17 protein-coding genes are annotated in these 21,280 nt (G+C 63.6%); 14 read left to right on the top strand and 3 right to left on the bottom strand.

Annotation, left to right across the window (positions count from 1 at the left end):
* The first annotated feature begins 65 nt into the window (after positions 1–65).
* The 8 genes from J2W40_RS02560 (at position 66) to lpdA (ending at position 10,447) form a co-directional block, all read left to right on the top strand.
* Complete coding sequence (locus J2W40_RS02560) at positions 66–854, top strand: succinate dehydrogenase iron-sulfur subunit (RefSeq protein ID WP_037480303.1); 789 nt, start codon at positions 66–68, stop codon at positions 852–854.
* Positions 855–856: 2 nt separating this feature from the next.
* Positions 857–1,318: a PaaI family thioesterase gene (locus J2W40_RS02565; protein ID WP_037480764.1), complete on the top strand. Its 462-nt coding sequence runs from the start codon at positions 857–859 to the stop codon at positions 1,316–1,318.
* Complete coding sequence (gene zapE, locus J2W40_RS02570; RefSeq protein ID WP_043154219.1) at positions 1,315–2,427, top strand: cell division protein ZapE; 1,113 nt, start codon at positions 1,315–1,317, stop codon at positions 2,425–2,427. Before J2W40_RS02565 ends, zapE begins: the two co-directional genes overlap by 4 nt.
* 406 nt (positions 2,428–2,833) lie before the next feature.
* Positions 2,834–3,796 (top strand): malate dehydrogenase, encoded by a 963-nt coding sequence (gene mdh, locus J2W40_RS02575; protein ID WP_096062545.1) that lies wholly within the window; start codon positions 2,834–2,836, stop codon positions 3,794–3,796.
* A 96-nt stretch (positions 3,797–3,892) separates the two neighbouring features.
* Positions 3,893–4,777: a succinate--CoA ligase subunit alpha gene (gene sucD / locus J2W40_RS02580; RefSeq protein ID WP_096062546.1), complete on the top strand. Its 885-nt coding sequence runs from the start codon at positions 3,893–3,895 to the stop codon at positions 4,775–4,777.
* Between the two features lie 91 nt (positions 4,778–4,868).
* Positions 4,869–7,664: a 2-oxoglutarate dehydrogenase E1 component gene (locus J2W40_RS02585; protein WP_310221796.1), complete on the top strand. Its 2,796-nt coding sequence runs from the start codon at positions 4,869–4,871 to the stop codon at positions 7,662–7,664.
* Positions 7,665–7,672: 8 nt separating this feature from the next.
* Positions 7,673–8,926 (top strand): 2-oxoglutarate dehydrogenase complex dihydrolipoyllysine-residue succinyltransferase, encoded by a 1,254-nt coding sequence (odhB, locus tag J2W40_RS02590; protein ID WP_310221797.1) that lies wholly within the window; start codon positions 7,673–7,675, stop codon positions 8,924–8,926.
* Between the two features lie 120 nt (positions 8,927–9,046).
* A complete protein-coding gene (lpdA, locus tag J2W40_RS02595; protein WP_310221798.1) occupies positions 9,047–10,447 on the top strand; it encodes a dihydrolipoyl dehydrogenase in 1,401 nt (466 codons plus the stop codon).
* Positions 10,448–10,664: 217 nt separating this feature from the next.
* On the opposite strand, the gene J2W40_RS02600 is transcribed toward lpdA, so the two are convergent.
* Entirely contained in the window at positions 10,665–11,435 is a 771-nt protein-coding gene (locus tag J2W40_RS02600; protein ID WP_310221799.1) for a phosphocholine cytidylyltransferase family protein, read from the bottom strand.
* 120 nt (positions 11,436–11,555) lie between these two features.
* Between J2W40_RS02600 and J2W40_RS02605 the strand changes: the two genes are divergently transcribed.
* Complete coding sequence (locus J2W40_RS02605; protein ID WP_310221800.1) at positions 11,556–12,869, top strand: lipopolysaccharide biosynthesis protein; 1,314 nt, start codon at positions 11,556–11,558, stop codon at positions 12,867–12,869.
* Positions 12,870–12,878: 9 nt separating this feature from the next.
* Here the strand turns inward: J2W40_RS02605 and J2W40_RS02610 are convergent, their stop codons facing one another.
* Positions 12,879–13,673 carry a nucleotidyltransferase family protein gene (locus J2W40_RS02610; RefSeq protein ID WP_310221802.1) on the bottom strand — a complete coding sequence of 265 codons (795 nt, stop codon included), beginning with the start codon at positions 13,671–13,673 and terminating at the stop codon, positions 12,879–12,881.
* 40 nt (positions 13,674–13,713) lie between these two features.
* A complete protein-coding gene (locus J2W40_RS02615; protein WP_310221804.1) occupies positions 13,714–15,264 on the bottom strand; it encodes a M23 family metallopeptidase in 1,551 nt (516 codons plus the stop codon).
* A 207-nt stretch (positions 15,265–15,471) separates the two neighbouring features.
* On the opposite strand from J2W40_RS02615, the gene J2W40_RS02620 reads away from it, so the two are divergent.
* The 5 genes from J2W40_RS02620 (at position 15,472) to J2W40_RS02640 (ending at position 21,247) form a co-directional block, all read left to right on the top strand.
* Positions 15,472–18,186, top strand: coding sequence for a helicase-related protein (locus J2W40_RS02620; RefSeq protein WP_310221806.1), 2,715 nt, complete (start codon positions 15,472–15,474; stop codon positions 18,184–18,186).
* Positions 18,179–18,475, top strand: coding sequence for an RNA-binding S4 domain-containing protein (locus J2W40_RS02625; RefSeq protein WP_310221808.1), 297 nt, complete (start codon positions 18,179–18,181; stop codon positions 18,473–18,475). The genes J2W40_RS02620 and J2W40_RS02625 overlap by 8 nt, the downstream gene beginning before the upstream one ends.
* A gap of 130 nt (positions 18,476–18,605) precedes the next feature.
* Complete coding sequence (locus J2W40_RS02630) at positions 18,606–19,616, top strand: phosphatase PAP2 family protein (RefSeq protein WP_310221810.1); 1,011 nt, start codon at positions 18,606–18,608, stop codon at positions 19,614–19,616.
* 523 nt (positions 19,617–20,139) lie between these two features.
* Positions 20,140–20,478 (top strand): ferredoxin FdxA, encoded by a 339-nt coding sequence (gene fdxA / locus J2W40_RS02635; protein ID WP_310221812.1) that lies wholly within the window; start codon positions 20,140–20,142, stop codon positions 20,476–20,478.
* Between the two features lie 241 nt (positions 20,479–20,719).
* Positions 20,720–21,247: a CarD family transcriptional regulator gene (locus tag J2W40_RS02640; RefSeq protein ID WP_037477608.1), complete on the top strand. Its 528-nt coding sequence runs from the start codon at positions 20,720–20,722 to the stop codon at positions 21,245–21,247.
* The last annotated feature ends 33 nt before the right edge of the window (positions 21,248–21,280 follow it).

Consider the following 21,280-nt stretch of genomic DNA (forward strand, 5'->3'; position numbering starts at 1 on the left):
CCTTTGCCCATATTTTGGTATGCGGGCCGCAACCGAACGACACTCTGAAAGAGGCTCGACGAGCGATGGCCGAATTTGCGTTGCCCAAGAACAGCAAGATCAGCGGTAAGGGTGTAACCCACCCCGCCCCCGCAGGCGCAACCAATGTGCGCAGCTTCAAAGTCTATCGCTATGATCCCGACTCCGGGCAAAACCCGCGTTACGACACGTTCGAGGTGGACCTCGACCAGTGCGGACCGATGGTTCTGGACGCGCTCATCAAGATCAAGAATGAATATGACACCACGCTGACCTTCCGCCGCTCCTGCCGCGAAGGCATTTGCGGTTCCTGTTCGATGAACATGAACGGCAAGAACGGCCTGGCCTGCACCACCGCGATCGACGAATGTTCGGGCAAGGACGTGAAGATCACGCCGCTGCCGCATATGGACGTGATCAAGGATCTGGTGCCCGATTTCACGCATTTCTATGCGCAGTACAACTCGATCCAGCCCTGGCTCAAGACCGTGTCGCCCCCGCCATCGGGCAAGGAGCGGCTCCAGTCGCCCGCCGATCGCGAAAAGCTCGACGGCCTCTATGAGTGCATCCTGTGCGCCTGCTGCTCGACCAGTTGCCCCTCCTATTGGTGGAATTCGGACAAGTTCCTGGGCCCGGCCATCCTGCTCCAGGCTTATCGCTGGCTGGCCGACAGCCGCGACGAATATACCGGCGATCGCCTTGACGAGCTGGAAGATCCCTTCCGCCTCTATCGCTGCCACACCATCATGAACTGCGCGAATGTCTGCCCCAAGGGTCTGTCGCCGGCCAAGGCGATCGCCGAGACCAAGAAGATGATGGTCGAACGGCAGCTTTGATCTTGAACAGTGATGGTGTCGCCGGGGGTCAGCCACTGACGGACGGGCAATGGGCGGGCTGGATCGCATGGTCCGACCCGCACCCCGATACGTTTTTGCAGGCTATCGGCCGTGGCTATATGCGCGAACTCTCGCCCGGCCGGGCGGAGGTCGCGCTGGAAACCCGCTCCAGCCATCGCAACCGGCTCGACACGCTCCATGGCGGCTTCCTCGCCGCCTTTGCCGACCATGCCTATTTCGGTGCGCTCTGGGCGATGGGGCATAAGGATCAGATTCACGGCGTGACCATCGACCTGTCGATGCAATATCTGGGTGCCGGGCGCGTCGGCCCGCTGCTGCTGGCGCAGGTCGACCTGCTGCGCGAAACTGGCCGCCTGCTGTTCCTGCGGATGCTGATGACGCAGGATGGCGAACCCGTCGCCGCCTCCACCGCCACCATCCGCAAGGCACCGCCCGCCAAATGACCGGTGTCCTTGCTCGCTACGAAGCGTTGATCGCTGCCGGAGAATTGCGCGCCGATCCCGATCAGCGGGCTGCCGCCGTGCGGCTCGACGCCCTGCAACAGCAGTTGGAAGCCGCGCCCGAACGCGGCTCGACCCTGTGGCGGCTGTTGCGCAAGGCGCCCGAACCGCCGCGCGGCCTCTATATGTGGGGCGGTGTCGGGCGCGGCAAATCCATGTTGATGGACCTGTTCTTCGACACGGTGAAAATCCCGCGCAAGGCGCGTGCCCATTTCCACGAATTCATGCTCGACGTCCACGCCCGCCTCGCCGAAGCGCGCAAGTCCGAAACCGGCGACCCCATCCCCCCGGTGGTCGAGGCGCTGGCCGAGAATGCCCGGCTGCTATGCTTCGACGAGATGGTGGTCAACAATATGGCCGACGCTGCAATCATGTCGCGGTTGTTTACCGGACTGCTCGAAAAGCGGGTGACGATCGTCACCACGTCGAACCGCGTCCCCGACGATCTCTACAAGGACGGCCTCAACCGCCAGTTGTTCCTGCCCTTCATCGACCTGATCAAGGATCGGCTCGATGTGCAGACATTGAACGGCCCGACCGACTATCGCCGCGACAGGCTCGGCGATGCGACGCTGTGGCACTGCCCCAATGGCGACGAAGCCACGGCGGCGCTCAGCACCGCTTTCTTCCGCCTGACCGACTATCCGCCGTCCGACCGCGCCCATGTCCCCTCCGAAGACATCCCCGTGCAGGGTGGCCGCACGCTGCATGTGCCCAAAAGCCTCAAGGGCGTCGCTGTCTTCTCGTTCAAGCGCCTGTGCGCCGAAGCCCGCGGTGCGCCCGACTATCTGGCGATCGCGCGCAAATATCACAGCGTCATCATCGTCGGCATCCCGGTGCTTGGCCCGGAAAACCGCAACGAGGCAGCCCGCTTCGTCACGCTGATCGACTCGCTCTACGAATATAAGGTCAAATTGCTGGCCTCGGCCGATGCGGAACCAGCACAACTCTATCCACAGGGCGATGGCGCATTCGAATTTGAACGCACCGTCTCGCGCCTCATGGAAATGCAGTCCGACGATTATCTCGCGCTCGGTCACGGCCCCAAATAGCATCCTCCCCTGGCAGGAGAGGTGGCAGGGCGAAGCCCTGACGGAGGGGTGTCACCCTATCAAAGGCACGCCACTCCTGCCCCGCGAACCAACCCTAACTGCCTGTTGTGCAGCACGTTATAGCGCGCAGCGCCGTCATCACGGCGCAATCTTCTTGTCCAAATCATGCGAAAAATAGACCGGATGCCTTCCGTCGGGAAGGCATCCGGCAGGGTAGCGCTGCAGGGAAGGCTCATCGGCCAGGGTAGGAGCCGGGAACGACAGCGTGTGAATCTCCTCTAATGCAACTGCGAATGAATTGCAAAGATAAATCCGACTTCCCACCTTTGACAGGTTGAAACCCCCGGTCGAAGGGCGTAGGCGAGGCATCAATTCCAGTAGTCAAGACTTGGAGGATGACAGATATATGGCCCGTAAGAAGATCGCGCTCATCGGCGCTGGCAATATTGGTGGCACGCTGGCGCATCTCGCCGCTCTGAAGGGCCTTGGCGACATCGTCCTGTTCGACGTCGTCGAAGGCATCCCCCAGGGCAAGGCGCTCGACCTGTCGCAATGCGGCGCGGTCGAAGGCTTTGACGCCAAGATCACTGGCTCCAACGACTATGCCGACATTGCAGGCGCGGACGTCATCATCGTCACCGCCGGTGTCGCCCGCAAGCCGGGCATGAGCCGCGACGACCTGCTGGGCATCAACCTCAAGGTCATGAAGGCCGTGGGCGAAGGCATCGCCGCCAACGCCCCCGACGCCTTCGTCATCTGCATCACCAACCCGCTCGACGCGATGGTGTGGGCGCTGCGCGAATTTTCCGGCCTGCCCCACAATAAGGTCGTCGGCATGGCGGGCGTCCTCGACAGCTCGCGCTTCAACCATTTCCTCGCCGAGGAATTCCAGGTGTCGGCCAAGGACGTCACCAGCTTCGTGCTGGGCGGCCATGGCGACACGATGGTCCCGGTCATCGAATATTCGACCGTAGCCGGTATCCCCGTCCCCGACCTCATCAAGCAGGGCCGCTCGACGCAGGAGCGCATCGACGCCATCGTGCAGCGCACCCGTTCGGGCGGCGGCGAAATCGTCGCCCTGCTCAAGACCGGCTCGGCCTTCTACGCGCCCGCCACCAGCGCGATCGCGATGGCCGAAGCCTATCTGGGCGACAAGAAGCGCCTGCTGCCCTGCGCCGCCAACCTGACCGGCCAATATGGCGTCGACAATCTCTATGTCGGCGTGCCCGTGATCATCGGCAAGGACGGCGTCGAGCAGGTCATCGAGATCGAACTGAACGAAGAAGCCAAGGGCAACCTCCAGGTGTCGGTCGATGCAGTCAAGGAACTGCTCGACGCCTGCAAGGCGATCGACCCCAGCCTGGCATAATTTTCGCTGGTCCCCGGCGCAGGCCGGGGGCCAGTCCCAGACCAATCCAGCCTCCGGCATCCGCTGGAGGTCGAATTTTAAGGACAGAGGCCGTCTATGAGCATTCTCGTCAATAAGAATACCAAGGTCATCACGCAGGGCATGACCGGCGCGACCGGCACTTTCCATACCGAACAGGCGCTGGCCTATGGCACGCAGATGGTGGCCGGCGTCACGCCGGGCAAAGGGGGCCAGACCCATATCGGCCTGCCCATGTTCGACACCGTGCTGGAAGCCAAGACCAAGACCGGCGCCGATGCGTCGGTCGTCTATGTGCCGCCACCATTTGCCGCCGACTCGATCCTCGAAGCGATCGACGCGGAAATCCCGCTGATCATCTGCATCACCGAAGGCATCCCGGTCCTCGACATGGTCCGCGTCAAGCGCGCGCTGTCGGGCAGCAAGTCGCGCCTCATCGGCCCGAACTGCCCCGGCGTCCTGACCCCCGACGAGTGCAAGATCGGCATCATGCCCGGCAGCATCTTCAAGAAGGGCAGCGTCGGCGTCGTTTCGCGCTCCGGCACGCTGACCTATGAAGCCGTGTTCCAGACGTCGAACGCGGGCCTGGGTCAGACCACGGCTGTCGGCATCGGCGGTGATCCGGTCAACGGCACCAACTTCATCGACGTGCTGGAACTGTTCCTGGCCGACGACGCGACCGAATCGATCATCATGATCGGTGAAATCGGCGGCGACGCGGAAGAACAGGCCGCCCAGTTCCTGATGGATGAGGCCAAGCGTGGCCGCAAGAAGCCGATGGCCGGCTTCATCGCGGGCCGCACCGCCCCTCCGGGCCGTCGCATGGGCCATGCCGGCGCGATCGTGTCGGGTGGCAAGGGCGACGCGGAAAGCAAGATCGCGGCGATGGAAGCGGCCGGGATCAAGGTCGCGGCCAGCCCCTCGGAACTCGGCACGACCCTGCTCGAAGTGCTGAACGGCTAAAAAGCGACTATATATAGAAGCGGCCGGGCTGCACCCTGGCCGCTAACTTCCCGCACCGCGACTGCACGCGGCACGGATCGGACAAGATATTATGGGTTACGAAAACCAGGATTTCGAGATCGAGCAAGGCCCCAGCTGGGCACGCCCGAATTGGCCGTTGTCGGACACTGACGACCTCACCGGGGCGCTTGACCCCACGCAGATGCAGGTCGCGGTCAAGGCCGCTGCCAAAGCTGCGGGCAAGGCGGTGTCGGATGCGGACATAGCGCAGGCCGCCGAAGATTCCATCCGCGCGATGATGCTGATCCGCACCTATCGCGTGCGCGGTCATTTGGCCGCCAATCTCGATCCGCTGGGCCTGACCCATCGCGATCTGCCGGCGGACCTGACGCCGGAATTTCACGGCCTGACCGACCTCAACCGGAAAATCTATCTTGGCGGCACGCTCGGCCTGCAATTTGCCAGCGTCAGCGAGATCGTCGCGATCCTGCGCGCCAATTATTGCGGCAATGTCGGCCTGGAATATATGCACATTGCCGATGTGGAGGAGCGCCGCTTCCTGCAGGACCGGATGGAAGGCAAGGACAAGGAAATCATCTTCACGCCGGAAGGCAAGAAGGCGATCCTGGCCAAGGTCATCCAGGGCGAGCAATATGAGAAGTTCCTGGGCCGCAAATATGTCGGCACCAAGCGCTTCGGCCTCGACGGCGGCGAATCCATGATCCCCGCGCTCGAAGCCGTCATCAAATATGGCGGCCAGTCGGGCGTGCGCGAAATCGTCTATGGCATGGCCCATCGGGGCCGCCTCAACGTCTTGGCCAATGTGATGGCCAAGGGCTTCCGCGTCATCTTCCACGAATTTTCCGGCGGCACCGCCAACCCGGAAGATGTCGGCGGATCGGGCGACGTGAAATATCATCTGGGCACCTCCACCGACCGCGAGTTCGACGGGATCAAGGTGCATATGTCGCTGGTCCCCAACCCCTCGCATCTTGAAACGGTCGATCCCGTCGTTTTGGGCAAGGTCCGCGCGCAGCAGACCTTCCGCGACGACCTGACCAAGCATGAGCAGGTTCTGCCCGTGCTGATCCATGGCGACGCGGCCTTTGCAGGCCAGGGTATCGTATGGGAATGCCTCGGCTTCTCCGGCGTGTCGGGCTACAACACCGGCGGCTGCATCCACTTCATCGTCAACAACCAGGTCGGCTTCACCACCAGCCCGCAATTCTCGCGCGGCTCGCCCTACCCGTCCGACGTAGCGAAGGGCGTTCAGGCACCGATCCTGCACGTCAATGGCGACGACCCCGAAGCCGTGACCTTCGCCTGCAAGCTGGCGGTCGAATATCGCCAGACCTTCCACCGCGACATCGTCATCGACATGTGGTGCTATCGCCGCTTTGGCCATAATGAAGGCGACGAGCCTTCGTTCACCCAGCCGCTGATGTATGCCAAGATCCGCCAGCATCCGCCGGTCAGCGACGTCTATGCCGCGCGCCTGAAGGAACAGGGCGTGATCGGCGACGATTTCGTGGCGAGCGCGACCAACGAGTTCGTCACCCATCTGGAAGACGAGTTCGAAGCGTCCAAGAGCTACAAGGCCAACAAGGCCGACTGGTTCGCCGGTCGCTGGTCGGGCCTGCACAAGCCCGCCGACGCGGAAACCACACGCCGCAGCGTCGAGTCCGCCATCTCGCCCAAGCTGATGGAAAGCCTGGGCAAGACGCTGACCACCGTTCCCGAAGGCCATGCCGTCCACAAGACGCTCCAGCGCGTGCTGGATGCCAAGGCGGAAATGTTCAAGACCGGCGCGAATTTCGACTGGGCAACCGGCGAGGCGCTGGCCTTCGGCTCGCTCCTGTCGGAAGGCTATGGCGTGCGCCTGTCGGGCCAGGATTCAGGACGCGGCACGTTCAGCCAGCGTCACTCGGTCTGGGTCGATCAGAATACGGAAAAGAAATACATCCCGCTCTCCACCGTCCGTCATGGCCGGTTCGAGGTGCTGGATAGCCCCTTGTCCGAATATGGCGTCCTTGGCTTCGAATATGGCTATGCCCTGGCCGACCCCAAGAGCCTGGTCCTGTGGGAAGCGCAGTTCGGCGATTTCGCCAATGGTGCGCAGATCATCTTCGACCAGTATATCGCCTCGTCGGAAAGCAAGTGGCTGCGCGCCAACGGCCTGGTCTGCCTCTTGCCGCACGGCTATGAAGGCCAGGGACCGGAACATAGTTCGGCGCGTCTGGAACGCTTCCTTCAGCTTTGCGCCGAAGGGAATATCCAGGTCGCCAACATCACGACTCCGGCCAATTATTTCCACGTCCTGCGCCGCCAGATGCTGCGTCCGTTCCGCAAGCCATTGATCATCATGACGCCCAAGTCGCTGCTGCGGCACAAGCTGGCGGTGAGCAAGGCCGAGGATTTCCAGGGCGACACCCACTTCATGCGCATCCTGTCGGACATGAATCCGGCGCCCGATGCGGAAACGAAGCGGCTGGTGCTCTGTTCGGGCAAGGTCGCTTACGACCTGATGGAAGCGCGCGATGCGGCCGGGGACAAGAACACCCAGATCGTCCGCATCGAACAACTCTATCCCTTCCCCACCGAAGCGCTTTCCATCCGCATGGCGCGTATGCCCAAGCTGGAAGAAGTGATCTGGTGCCAGGAAGAGCCACGCAATAATGGCGCGTGGTTCCATGTGGAGCCCTATATCGAGGAAGCTCTGGCGGACGTCGGCAAGTCGCCGATGCGCGCCCGCTATGCCGGTCGCAAGGCATCGGCGTCGCCCGCAACGGGCCTCGCCAAACGCCATGTCGCCGAACAGGGCGCCCTCGTCGCCGATGCGCTGGGTCACAGCGTCCGTGAAGAAATCCGACGCCAGAAGAAAGGCTGAACAAGCTCATGGCTACCGAAGTCAAAGTCCCTACCCTGGGCGAATCCGTTACCGAAGCAACCGTGGGCCAGTGGCTCAAAAAGCCCGGTGAAGCCGTCGCGCTCGACGAACCCATCGTCAGCCTGGAAACCGACAAGGTCGCGGTCGACGTGCCCTCGCCGGTCGCCGGTACGCTGGGCGACATCATCGCCAAGGAAGGCGATACCGTGAATGTCGGCGCGCTGCTGGCGATGGTCAACGAGGGCGCAGCCGCAGCCGCTGCTCCTGCGGCGTCGCCCGCCCCCGCTGCCAAGGCGGAGTCCGCTGCGCCCGCGCCTGCCGCATCGGCCCCGGCGCCAGCCGCGTTGGACGAGGATGAAGGCGGCAATTTGACGCTCTCCCCCGCCGTGCGCCGCCTGGTGCTGGAGCATGGCCTTGACCCCTCCAAGATCAAGGGCACCGGCAAGGACGGCCGCCTGACCAAGGACGATGTCACCGCCGCCGTCGCTGCCGGTACCGCCAAGGCCGCCGCGTCCGCGCCTGCCTCGGCCCCTGCCGCCGATGCTCCTGCCGCTGGTCCCAGCCGCGCGCAGGAACGGGTGAAGATGACCCGCCTGCGCCAGACGGTCGCCAAGCGGTTGAAGGAAGCGCAGAATACCGCCGCGATGCTGACCACCTATAACGACGTGGACATGACCAACATCATCGAAGCGCGCGCCAAATATAAAGACCTGTTCGAAAAGAAGCATGGCGTCCGTCTGGGCTTCATGGGCTTCTTTACGAAGGCGGTCTGCATGGCGCTCCGCGACATTCCGGGCGTCAATGCGCAGATTGAAGGCGACGAGATCGTCTACAATAATTTCTGCGACATCTCGGTCGCGGTGTCGGCCCCCACCGGCCTCGTCGTTCCCGTCATCCGCAACGCGGAATCGCTCAGCGTGGCCGAGATCGAAAAGACCATCGGCGGCTTTGGCAAGAAGGCCAAGGAAGGCAAGCTGACCATGGAAGATATGAAGGGCGGCACCTTCACCATCTCCAATGGCGGCGTGTTCGGCTCGCTGCTGTCCAGCCCGATCATCAACCCGCCCCAGTCGGGCGTGCTGGGCCTCCACCGGATCGAAGACCGCCCGGTCGTTCGCGACGGCCAGATCGTGATCCGTCCGATGATGTATCTGGCGCTCAGCTACGATCATCGCATGGTCGACGGTCGCGAAGCGGTGACCTTCCTCGTCGCGGTCAAGAACGCGATCGAAGACCCGACCCGCCTGCTGATCGACCTGTAAAAGTCGCCATCAGACACCATATCCGTTCGGGCTGAGCCTGTCGAAGCCCCGTCCTTTCTGTGCAAAGGACAAAATAAGCAGTAATGCCCTTCGACAGGCTCAGGGCGAACGGAGAATAACATGTCCGATTTCGACTACGACGTTCTGGTAATCGGTTCCGGCCCCGGCGGGTATGTCGCCGCAATCCGCGCCGCGCAGTTGGGCCTCAAGACCGCCTGCGCCGAAAGCCGCGACACGCTGGGCGGCACCTGCCTCAATGTCGGCTGCATCCCGTCCAAGGCGATGCTGCACGCCTCCGAACTTTATGACGAGGCGGCCAATGGCACGCTCGCCAAGCTCGGCGTCAAGATCGACAAGATGAGCCTCGACCTCTCGACCATGCAGGGCCAGCGCGCTGATGCGGTCAAGGGTCTGACCGGCGGCATCGAATTTCTGTTCAAGAAGAACAAGGTGACCTGGCTCAAGGGCCTGGCCAGCTTCACTGGTGCCAACACCGTTGAAATCAACGGCGAAAAGGTGACGGCGAAGAATATCGTCATCGCCACCGGCTCGTCGGTCACGCCACTGCCCGGCGTCGACGTCGACAATGACGGCGGCAAGATCGTCGATTCGACCGGCGCGCTGGTGCTGGACAAGGTGCCGGGTCATCTGGTGGTCGTCGGCGGCGGTGTCATCGGCCTGGAAATGGGCAGCGTATGGCGTCGCCTGGGCGCCAAGGTCACGGTCGTCGAATATCTCGACCAGATCCTGCCCGGCATGGACGGCGAAGTCCGCAAGGAAGCCAACAAGATCTTCAAGAAGCAGGGCTTTGACTATAAGCTCGGCACCAAGGTCACCGGCGCAAAGGCGCACGACAAGGGCGTGACCCTGACCGTCGAACCCGCCGCTGGCGGCGAGGCCGAAACGATCGAAGCCGATGTCGTGCTGGTATCGATCGGTCGTCGCCCCAACACCAACGGCCTTGGCCTCGACAAGATCGGCCTGGAGCTGAACGCGCGCGGTCAGATCGAAACCGATCATGAATTCGGTACGAAGGTGCCCGGCGTCTGGGCGATTGGCGACGTCATCCCCGGTCCGATGCTCGCGCACAAGGCCGAAGATGAAGGCATTGCGGTCGCGGAAAATATCGCGGGCCTGACCGGCATCGTGAACCACGATCTGATCCCCTCGGTCGTCTATACCAAGCCCGAAATCGCGGGCGTCGGCCTGACCGAGGAAGCCGCCAAGGAAAAGGGCGCGATCAAGGTCGGCAAATTCCCGATGATGGCCAACAGCCGCGCCAAGACCAACCACGAACCCGAAGGCTTCGTGAAGATCATCGCCGACGCCGAAACCGACAAGGTGCTGGGCGTCTGGATCATCGCCACGCCCGCCGGCACGATGATCGCGCAGGCGGCACAGGCCATGGAGTTTGGCGCATCGAGCGAAGACATCGCCTATACCTGCCACGCCCATCCCACGCACAGCGAAGCGATCAAGGAAGCCGCCATGGCGGTCACCGGCAAGCCGATCCACATGTGATCGCTGCCACATGGCGCAAATGAAAAAGGCCTCCGCAAAACGGAGGCCTTTTTCATGTAGGCACCTGCGCCGAACGGGCCAATGCGGCCTGCCCCTGTCCTACAGTGGGCAACAATGCTACAATCCGACGGTCACATGGATTTATAACAAAAAATCCGGATCAGGACATTAAATGTCAAAATTTACGGGAATAATGCGAAGTTAAGCCCCCACTCCCCTATCGCCGATAGCGCCCCTCATCGACCCACCGCGCCGTCAGCGCCGCCGCCGCTTCCACATCCTGCGGGAAATCGACCTCCTGCCACGCCAGCCCGTCGATCGACACGGTGCCCACCCGGTTCCCCTTCGCGATGATGTCGATCGCGCGCAGATACCAGCGTTCCACCCCTTCGGGCGTCCGCATCATCTGGTTGATCTGATTGCGGAAGATCGCCGGGCCTTCGCCGGTAAAGGCCAACATGCCGATCGACTCGGCATTGGTGTCGGGCGGCAACAACCGCTTGCCGATATGGTGCAGGCGGCCGCTCTCGTCGCGGTTCACCTTCATGTCATCATCATCATAATCGCCATCGGGCTTTACATCGACGGTGACGGTGATCGCATCGCTCGCCCCGGCGATCAGCTTGGCGACGATCTCGTCCGACACGATGGTATCGCCATTCAGGATGATGAAGTCGCGGTCCATCTCTTCCCGCACGATCCAGCAGGTGCCGAGGTTATCGGCAACCTGGAAGAAGGGATTGAACACCGTGCGGATGCGCGCGCCCGTCTCACGATAGAGCTGCAACGCATGATCCTCGACCCGCTCGGTGCGAAAGCCGGTCACCACCACGATGTCGGTCACGCCATTGGCGACCAGCGCGGCGACCTGCCAACTGATGAGGGTGCGCCCGTTAAACTCGATCATGCATTTGGGCACGTCGCGGGTCAGCGGCAACAGGCGTGAGCCTTGCCCGGCGGAAAGGATGATGGCTTTGCTGATCGTCATAGCGCGCGGCCTTAAACGGCAATTTGGCCGAAAAAAAGGCGGGGTTTGCACGACGGCCCGAACCCCCTAGACAGGCGCACGCCGGATGGCCGACATCCGGGTGAAAGGCCAGGGGCAGACGTGAAGGTCAAACGCGGATCGGGGCAGGCAGGCGACGGCTTTTCGCGCATCCTGGCCAATACCGGCTGGCTGCTGGGCGGCAAGGGCGTCGGCGCGATCCTCAGCATCGCCTATCTCGCCATCGTCACCCGCACGCTCGGCGTTGCCGATTTCGGCCGTTTCGCCCTGGTGCTGAGCGCCGCGCAGGTCATCAAGACGCTGGTATCGTTCGATAGCTGGCAGATCGTCGTGCGCTATGGCCAGCCGCATGTGAGCGCTGGCGCAGGCGATGCGCTCAACCGGCTGTTGCGCTTCTGCATCCTCATCGACCTGGCCTCGGCCGTGGCGGGCGGCGTGATCGCTGCCGCCATCCTCCTCCTGTTCCACGACCTGCTTGACCTTGGACCGCACATGGCGTTGCAGGTCTGGCTGTTCTGCATGGTGATGATGGTCACCATCCGCTCCAGCCCGACCGGCCTGTTGCGCCTGTTCGATCGCTTCGACAGCGCCGCGCTTGCCGAAACCATGATCCCGGTCGGGCGGATGATCGGCGCGGGGGCCGCTCTGCTGTGGATGCCCGACATCACCGGCTTCCTCATCGCCTGGGGCTTTGCCGAACTCCTTTGTGCGCTCAGCTATTGGGGGATGGCCCTGCACGTCGGTCGTGGCCGGATCGGCCATTGGCGCGCCGGGCGGACGATTGACGCGCGGGCGGAAAATCCGGGCATTGTCGGCTTCCTGACCGCCACCAATTTGCAGACCAGCCTGTCCTCGATCGGCCAACAGGTCGCGGTGCTGATCGTGGGTGCCTTTGTCGGCCCGGTGGGCGCTGGCCTCTATCGCCTCGCCAACCAGCTCGCCAATGCGCTGACCAAGATCAGCAGCTTGCTGTCGCGCAGCATCTTTGTCGAACTCTCGCGCAGCAGCAGCCATGGCGGCGACGCGCTGGGCACCCTGTTCCGCCGTACCAACCGGCTGGCGCTGATCGCGGGCGCGGTCATCATCGCGCTGATTGCCACCATCGGCCGCCCGCTGCTGGGCTTCATCGCCGGCCCTGAATTTCTACCCGCCTATCCGCTGCTGCTGCTGCTCGGCATCGCCGCCTGCATCGAACTCATCGGCGTCAGCTACCGCCCGTTGTTGATGGCGACTGATCGCGCAGGGCTGTCGCTGCGCATCACCTTCGTCGCCACCCTGCTGCTGCTCGGCCTGCAAGCCGCATTGCTACCGCTCTACGGCACGATCGGCGCGGCAGTGGCCAATATCGCCGCCGCTCTTGCCGCTTTCGCGATGATGGGCTGGGCCAGCCGCCGGGCCGTGGCGGACCACGGCTAAGCCACAACCCTAACGCGCCGCCAGAATCGCCTCGATCAAATCCACATCCGCCTGTTTGTCCGCATCAATGCACGCTTCGGGCTGCGCCATCGCCACCAGCCGCGCCACCAGGCCAAAGCGCCGCCCCACCCGCGCCATGCCGCCCCGCAACGTCGAAATCCGCAACAGCGCGCCGATCAGCGCCAGCGGCCCGAAGGCGGACAGGATTTTCCAGCCCTTCTTGCGGTCCTGCTCCACCTCCTGCCACAAAGCGATCACCGGCCGGGCCTTGTCGCTGCCGAACCAGAAGATATTGGCACCCGACCAGCCGCCATCGCGAAATTTGAGCCACGTCCGCCGCGATTGCGGATAGCGCGCCAGCAGCGTCGCCCGCTCGACCATGGCCACCGCAATGTCCGCGCCTGTCGCCTCGGCAATGAACTGGTCCAGCATCGCGCGATCGAGCAGCACATGATCAGCCGTGGTCAGCAACAAAGGAAAGGGCAAGTCGCCCGCCTCCATCAACGCCAGCAGTGACGAGGCAATCCCCGCCCCGCCCCGTTCGAACCGCACGCGCGGATGCGCGCCCAGCCACGCCGTCGCCGGATCAGCGGCAAAGGCATCGGCCCGCTGCGTCAGGACGATGACCTGCCCGATTGCGGCATGATCGAGCAGCGCGCGCGCCGGGCGGTTGATCATCGGCTCGCCCGCGACCGGCGCGAGCGGTTTGACCGGCACCCCCGCGGCAACCGCCAGCGGATCGGGAATGGGCCGCGCACCCGCAAGCAGGATGGCAGTGACGGAAGCCGGAGCGGAAGCAATCATCCCCGCTCGTTACCCAAGCGGGCCCCGCGCGGGAAGCGGCTTATTTTCCGCTGGCGACCGGCGCGGCGGATGGCGCCTGCGCAAACGCCTGATGCTGCCCGACGCGCAGCCCCTTGTAGCGCGCCAGTTGCGCGCGGAACGCCCGCAAATCATCGCCCGCCAGTTGCGCCGTCGTGGTGAACTTCACCGACAACGGGTTTACCGTCGCGCCACCGCGATAGAGTTCATAATGCAAATGCGGCCCAGTCGACAGGCCGGTCGACCCGACATAGCCGATCACTTGGCCTCTGCGCACGCGCTGGCCCGGCGCGGCGGCGATGCGGCTCATATGCGCATAGCCGGTGGCGATACCGCCGCCATGCTGGATACGCACATAATTGCCATGCCCGCCATGCCGCCCGGCATAGGCGATCACGCCATCGGTCACCGCATAGATGGGCGAACCATAGCGCGCCGCGAAATCAATGCCCGCATGCATCCGGCTATAGCCCAAAATCGGGTGCCGCCGCATGCCGAAGCCCGATGACATGCGCCCGGCAACCGGAGCCGACAGGACGCCGCGCCGCTCGCCCACGCCCGACGCCTCGAACCATTCGGTACGGCCATTGCTGGTCCATTTGAGCATATCGACCGACTTGCCGCGCGCGCGCTGCAACCCGGCATAGAGCAGCTCGCCGACCTCAATGTCGCCCGTCTCCGCGCGGCGATACTCGGTCACGATGTCATAGCGATCCCCCGCGCCGATGCCGCCCAGATCGACCTGCCCGGCAATCACCCGCAGGAAAGCCTGCACCGCCTTGGGCGGGGCACCGGCCGCACGCGCCGAGCGATAGATGCTGTCGCCCACCACGCCCTGAATACGCAACGGCGTATTATCGACGCGGATGGGAATGCGCCGCACCGACAGCACGCCGCCCGCCCGCTCCAGTTCCAGCGTCAGGTCGAGCCGCGCGCGAAACGCCAGCCGATCGAGCGGCCGGGGCCGATCACGGCTCGCGCGGCGACCAAGGATCATGTCGAGCCGTGTGCCGGGCTTCACCCCGCTGCTGATATCCTCGCCCACCAGCGTCATCACCGTCGCAACGTCGCTACTACTCACCCCGGCGCGCGACAAAGCGCGCGCCAGCGTGTCGCTGCTGCCGACCTGGGCATTGAGTTCGATCTGCGGCCGTTCGGGCGTCTGGCGCAGCGGCTGCACCGCATCGGTCGCGCCCATCCGCCGCCCGCTGTCCGCCCCCAGCGCCAGCGGCGTGATCATCTGGCTGCGCACTTCGTCATAGTGCGCTTCGGCCATCGTCCGGCCGGGCAGCCCCGGAATGGGCTTGAAACCAGGCGAGAGATACAGCGCCGTCGCGCACAGCCCGAAACAGGTGGCGAGGCCCCGGAACCAGGTCGGACTGCCGATACGCTGGGCAAGGTCAGGGACCAGCTCCACCTCGTCCGCCCATTCGCGCAGCCGCACCCGCCAGTCGCGCGGCGGCACCGGCGCAGGCTGGCGCAGCGAGTCGGCCAGCCATAGCGACATGGTGGCGCCGCCCTGCTGCGATCCGAACTGGCTATCCTGAAACAAACCGACGACCCCCAGGGGCATGATAGCATTGCTTGGCGACGCAACGGCCCCCGCGCCATGCGTCGGGCCAGACCCTTGTGAAGCGACAGGGTTAAAGTCAATTTAAGACGCGCTGATGACGCACCCGCCTGCGACGACCCGTGCCACGGACCCGACAGGAATACACCAAGGTAGGGAACCCGCGAATCTCCTTGCTCCATCGTCCCCCATGCTCGACAGAGGGGCACCATGGTTGCCTTTGCCCGATCGCCCGTCACCGCCGTCCTGGGGCCAACCAATACCGGCAAGACCCATCTCGCGGTCGAGCGGATGTGCGGGCACAGCAGCGGCATGATGGGCTTCCCCCTCCGCCTGCTCGCTCGCGAAGTCTATGACCGGGTGATCGCGATCAAAGGCCCGGCGCAGGTAGCTCTGATCACCGGCGAGGAAAAGATCGTCCCGCCCCACGCCCGCTATTTCCTCTGCACCGCCGAATCCATGCCGATCACCGGCGATTATGCCTTCGTCGCGCTTGACGAAGCGCAATTGGGCGCAGACCCCGAACGCGGCCATATCTTCACCGACCGGCTGCTGCGCGCGCGCGGCCGCGAGGAAACCATGATCCTGGGTTCCGCCAGCATCGCCCGCACCGTCAAGGCGCTGGTCAAGGATGTCGAGATCATCGGCCGCCCGCGCTTCTCCACCCTCTCCTATGCGGGCGCGAAGAAGCTCTCGCGCCTGCCCAAACGCTCCGCCATCGTCGCCTTCTCGGCCGAGGAAGTCTATGCCGTCGCCGAAATGCTGCGGCGGTTTCGGGGCGGTGCCGCCGTGGTGATGGGCGCGCTGTCCCCCCGTACCCGCAACGCGCAGGTGCAGATGTTCCTCAATGGCGAGGTCGATTATCTCGTCGCCACCGATGCGATCGGCATGGGGCTGAACCTCGACGTCGCCCATGTCGCCTTCGCCTCGCTGCGCAAATTCGACGGCCGCCGCACCCGCCGCCTCACGGTCAGCGAAATGGCGCAGATCGCTGGACGCGCCGGGCGGCATCACAAGGATGGCACGTTCGGATCGCTGGGCGGCGAAGATAGCGATGCCGCCTTCACCCCCGAAGAAATCGACGCGATCGAAGCGCATCGCTTCCCGCCGGTGGACCATCTCTTCTGGCGCGACGGCACGCCGCGCACCGACCGGCTCGATCATCTCATCGCTGATCTGGAGGAACGGCCCGACCGCCCCGAACTGCGCGCCGCGCCGCAGGCCGTCGACCTCTCCGTGCTCAAGCGGCTGGCCGACGATCCCCTCGTCATCGACCGCGCGCGCGGCCAGCGGCAGGTCGAACGGCTCTGGGCCGCGTGCAGCCTGCCCGATTTCCAGAAACTCGGCACCGAACATCATGGCCGGGCCGTCGCGCGGATCTGGCGCTTCCTGTCCGAAGGCAATGGCCACATTCCCCGCGACTGGTTCGCGCAGGCGATCGCCCGGCTCGATTCGGTCCAGGGCGATATCGACACGCTCGCGGGCCGGATCGCCGCCGCGCGCACCTGGTCCTACATCGCCCATCGCGCCGACTGGCTCGCCGATCCCGCCGAAATGGCCGAACGCACCCGCGCGCTGGAGGAAAAGCTGTCCGATGCGCTCCACGCCGCGCTGACGCAGCGTTTTGTGGACCGGCGTACCACCGTCCTGTTGCGCGATCTCGGCCAAAATGCCAGCACCCTGCCCGTCACCGTCGAACCGGATGGCAGCGTGTGCGTCGATGGAGAATCGATCGGGCGACTTGACGGATTTCGTTTCTCGGTCGATCCCGCTACGCGGCATCAGGACAGGAAGATGCTGTTGGCGGCGGCGGAAAGGCGCCTTGGAAAGGTATTGCGTGTGAAGGCAGATGAATTGGTTGCGGCGGCGGATGCGGATTTTGCCCTGCTGGACGAAGCGGGACAGATGCCGAGCATCGCCTGGGGGCAGGCGACGGTCGCGACCCTGCTGGCGGGGCCGACTCTGCTGACGCCAGAAATCCGGCTGGACCGCGCCCTGCTCGAACTGGCCCCCGATCTGCAAAAACAGGTCGCCGCGCGGCTCGCCACCTGGCTTGACGCGCAAAAGCAGAAGCATCTGTTACCGCTGGTAAAAATGGCCGAAAGCGCCGCCGATCCGGCCGTCCCCGCCGTGGTGCGCGCGGTCTTCGCGCAACTCGCCGATGGCGGTGGCGTGATGGCGCGGGTCGATCTCGACGCCGCGCTCGGCCATCTCGACAAGGACCAGCGCCATTTGCTGCGCCGCGCAGGCATCGATATCGGCGTGCTCGATATCTATCATCCCGGCCTGCTCAAGCCCGGCGCGGCGCGCTGGCGCTCCGCCTTGCTCGCGGCGCGAATCGGCAAGCCCTGTCTGCCCTTGCCGCTGCCCGGCCTCACCCTGCTGCCCACGGGCGACAAATTCGCGCAGATGGGCGCGCGAATCGCTGGCTTTCGCGGTTTCGGCGATCAGATGCTGCGCATCGACATGGCCGAACGCATGGCCCGCGCCGCGCATGAGGCGATCGCCAAGGGCGAAGCCTTCACGGCCGTCAGCCCGCAGATCGTCTCGCTCGGCCTGCTCGAACCCGGCTTCCTGCAACTGATGCGCGCGGCCGGCTTCCGCCCGGTCGAAGCGCCCACCCCGGCTCCGGCCGAGGAAGCTGTCGAAGGCGCTGAACCAGCAGAAAAGCCCGCCGTCAGCGCCGCAAACTGGGTGTTCAAGGGCCGCCAAAAGCCCCGCCCCGAACGCGCCCAGCACCCCCGTCCGCGCGCCGGCCGCCCAGACAACGACCAGAAGCCACGCGGCGATAAGCCCGCCCATGGCCGCCGCAGCGGCAAGGATGGCGCCCCCGCGTCCTCGCGCCCGAACCCAACCGGCGGCAGCCCGGCACCCGCCAACAATGCCTTTGCTGGCCTTGCCGAGCTGCTTGGTCGCAATGGCTGATCCGGGCGCAGCCCCCGGCCATGCGCCGACGCTGCGCATCGACAAATATCTCTGGTTCGTCCGGCTCTGCTCCAGCCGGTCGAGCGCCCAGAAACTGGCGGAGGACGGCCATATCCGCCTCAACGGCCGCCGCATCGACCGCGCCCACGCCCCCGTGCGCGCGCACGATCTCATCACCTTCCCCCACGGCACCACCGTCCGCGTCGTCCGCGTCACCCACCTCCCCACCAGACGCGGTCCCGCGACAGAGGCGCGCGGCTGTTATGAGGAGTTGATGGTGGGTGGGTGAGGGGCGTGGGCCTGTTGAGGGCTCGATGGTTGAGCGTTTGTGGCTGTCGCCACCTATACCTTCGTTTCTCGGCAGCTATGGCCACCGCAATATGACGGTATTTTAATACGCTGCTATTAGACCTACTGCTATGTCTACTATTGGTCAGCCTTCGTCGTCGGCAAAAGATCGCATTGTGTCTGTGACGCCATCAGCGGCCTACCGAGTGGGTTGGTTGTCGGTCTTGGGCGCGATCCCTATTGCAGTATCAGTTCTACTGGCCAGTGGTATGAAGGTGGTTGTCGCAGGGTTCCTGCCGCTCATGGCGACGACCATATTTCTACTCGCAACGCATATTTTTTATCGCCATTTACGTCCTGATCCCCGTCTGCAGCTTTGTTCCGGATTGCTCGCCATGATGATCGCGGCGAGTCTATTGGCGGCCGTCATCAGTCATGGTGGGCTACGGTTGCGCTATCCTTGGATCGACGGGAGCCTTGCGGCGATTGATGGTTTTATGGGCATAGATACGCCTGCACTCGCCTTGGCACTTGCCCTCGATCCGCTATGGGGCAAGCTACTCAACATAGCATATGTCAGCAGCTTTCCGGCGGCATTCTTGACCGCCCTGGCTCTTGGTGCTCGCGATAAAGATCAACGCGCATGGGAACTCGCGGCGGGTTTTTCCGCATGTATAATTGGTGCCTCCGCCTTTGCTGTGTTCTTTCCGGCTCTTGGCAATATGGTTTATCACGGTATTGACATGGTTGAGGGGCTGCCGAGCGGCGCCGGAAATTATCATCTTAGTGCAGTGGCTTATTTCAGGGACGGGCAGAATGCAGCCCTCGATTTAGCGCAATTTAGCGGAATAGTGACTATGCCGTCATTCCACATGGTAATGGCGCTATTGGTTCCTCATGCGTTGCGCGGGACAGGTTGGGCAGGATGGAGCGCCACCTTGTGGAGCGTCCTAATCACGATTTCTACGATCGGGATCGGTGGACACTATATTGTGGATTTAATCGCCGGGGCCGGGTTGTGGGCATGCGTTGCATGGCTGTGTTTGGAGCGACGAGGATCGAGCATAGCACGCATAAGAACGGAGAAAGTACGTAGCGTTTTTGACGCAGGCATGGTTCCCAACGCCAGCCTACAGGAATGATAACTCCGCATCCGCTTGATTAATGTAATCGGTCTGGAACCAGACAATCGGCTCTCAACCCATACCACTCGTCCGCCATCGCCCCCCACGCACCACTCCCCTTCTCCCCGCCGGGGAGAAGGATACGCAGCCTCGGTGCCGAAGGCACCTAGGCGGAGTTGGAAGAGGGGGCTCGGCACTAATGCAGCGCGACGCCGTGAGGCTCAGGACACCCTCATTCCGCTTCTACCAAGCCACCGCCCTGTCCTACATCCCGATCCAATGCTACCCTCCCCCAACACCGCTCTTTCCCATCGTCCACCCCGCCCCCCGCGACGCACCCCTGCAACGGTGTGAACTTTGCGAGATTCGCATCATCACGCGCACATCCCGCTCCCCGCCCAATCCAGCCCAGCAACGGTGTGAACTTTCGAGTCGGGCCGCAGGAAACCGGGCCTAAACCCCCGGCAACATTATCCTCATTGACCTTGGCCGTGCCTGCGCATAGCAGGACCGCGCTTTTCCAACCAAGAGTGACCAGACAATGACCTATGTCGTGACCGACAACTGCATCCGCTGCAAATATATGGATTGCGTCGAGGTCTGCCCCGTGGATTGTTTCTACGAGGGCGAGAATATGCTGGTCATCAATCCGAGCGAATGTATCGACTGCGGCGTGTGCGAGCCTGAATGCCCGGCCGAAGCGATCCTGCCCGATACCGAAAATGGCCTGGAAAAATGGCTGGAGCTGAACACCAAATATTCGGCCGAATGGCCCAACATCACGGTCAAGGGCGATGCCCCGGCCGACGCCGACTCCATGAAGGGCGTCGAGAACAAGTTGGAACAGTTCTTCTCGCCAGAACCCGGCACGGGTAGCTGACAGGCGCGCCATCGCCGCCTTCACCGTCCCATTTTGCGCCACACGCCCGCCCTTTATGTCCGGGGGTGGTAATTTTGTTACGAATCTGCTAAAAGCCGTCACAACGGACGGGCATATGCGCTCGCCCCTGGAGTATTAGCTTCATGTCTTGACGGTGGTGTCGCGGTCTTCCCTGCATGTGACCCCTATCGCATGTGCCCTGCGTCGGCCCCGTTCCCCGGTTGAATTGGAAAGGTTGCAAATGGCTGCCAAAGCGCTGTCCTTTGACGTTGGTGATTATGTCGTTTATCCCAAGCATGGCGTAGGCCGTGTAATCGAGCTGCAGAAAGAGCAGATTGCAGGCATGGATCTGGAGCTGTACGTGCTCCGTTTCGAAAAAGAGCGCATGACGCTCCGCGTACCGACCAACAAGGCCGAAGGCGTCGGTATGCGCAAGCTGTCGTCCAACAAGACGCTCGAAGAATCGATGGAAACGCTCAAGGGCAAGCCCAAGGTCAAGCGCACCATGTGGTCGCGCCGCGCGCAGGAATATGAAGCGAAGATCAATTCGGGCGACCTGGTGTCGATCGCCGAAGTGACCCGCGACCTGTTCCGGGCCGACGACCAGCCCGAACAGAGCTATTCCGAGCGTCAGATCTTCGAAGCGGCCTCCAGCCGTCTCGCCCGCGAGCTGGCCGCGATGGAAGAAACCGACGAACCCACCGCGCTCAAGAAGATTCTCGCGATCCTCAACGAAGCCGCGCCCAAATATGCCAAGGTCGAGGGCTGATCGGCTTGGCTTGGCTTGAGCCGATAACGGCAG

Origin of the sequence: Sphingobium xenophagum, assembly GCF_031457465.1 — a bacterium.
GTDB lineage: Bacteria > Pseudomonadota > Alphaproteobacteria > Sphingomonadales > Sphingomonadaceae > Sphingobium > Sphingobium xenophagum_A.

Bases quoted from the DNA above. Each gene is read 5' to 3' on its own strand.
- J2W40_RS02560 (WP_037480303.1), top strand. From the start codon at position 66: ATGGCCGAATTTGCGTTGCCCAAGAACAGCAAGATCAGCGGTAAGGGT.
- zapE (WP_043154219.1), top strand. From the start codon at position 1,315: ATGACCGGTGTCCTTGCTCGCTACGAAGCGTTGATCGCTGCCGGAGAA.
- mdh (WP_096062545.1), top strand. From the start codon at position 2,834: ATGGCCCGTAAGAAGATCGCGCTCATCGGCGCTGGCAATATTGGTGGC.
- sucD (WP_096062546.1), top strand. From the start codon at position 3,893: ATGAGCATTCTCGTCAATAAGAATACCAAGGTCATCACGCAGGGCATG.
- J2W40_RS02585 (WP_310221796.1), top strand. From the start codon at position 4,869: ATGGGTTACGAAAACCAGGATTTCGAGATCGAGCAAGGCCCCAGCTGG.
- odhB (WP_310221797.1), top strand. From the start codon at position 7,673: ATGGCTACCGAAGTCAAAGTCCCTACCCTGGGCGAATCCGTTACCGAA.
- lpdA (WP_310221798.1), top strand. From the start codon at position 9,047: ATGTCCGATTTCGACTACGACGTTCTGGTAATCGGTTCCGGCCCCGGC.
- J2W40_RS02600 (WP_310221799.1), bottom strand. From the start codon at position 11,435: ATGACGATCAGCAAAGCCATCATCCTTTCCGCCGGGCAAGGCTCACGC.
- J2W40_RS02610 (WP_310221802.1), bottom strand. From the start codon at position 13,673: ATGATTGCTTCCGCTCCGGCTTCCGTCACTGCCATCCTGCTTGCGGGT.
- J2W40_RS02615 (WP_310221804.1), bottom strand. From the start codon at position 15,264: ATGCCCCTGGGGGTCGTCGGTTTGTTTCAGGATAGCCAGTTCGGATCG.
- J2W40_RS02620 (WP_310221806.1), top strand. From the start codon at position 15,472: ATGGTTGCCTTTGCCCGATCGCCCGTCACCGCCGTCCTGGGGCCAACC.
- J2W40_RS02625 (WP_310221808.1), top strand. From the start codon at position 18,179: ATGGCTGATCCGGGCGCAGCCCCCGGCCATGCGCCGACGCTGCGCATC.
- J2W40_RS02630 (WP_310221810.1), top strand. From the start codon at position 18,606: ATGTCTACTATTGGTCAGCCTTCGTCGTCGGCAAAAGATCGCATTGTG.
- fdxA (WP_310221812.1), top strand. From the start codon at position 20,140: ATGACCTATGTCGTGACCGACAACTGCATCCGCTGCAAATATATGGAT.
- J2W40_RS02640 (WP_037477608.1), top strand. From the start codon at position 20,720: ATGGCTGCCAAAGCGCTGTCCTTTGACGTTGGTGATTATGTCGTTTAT.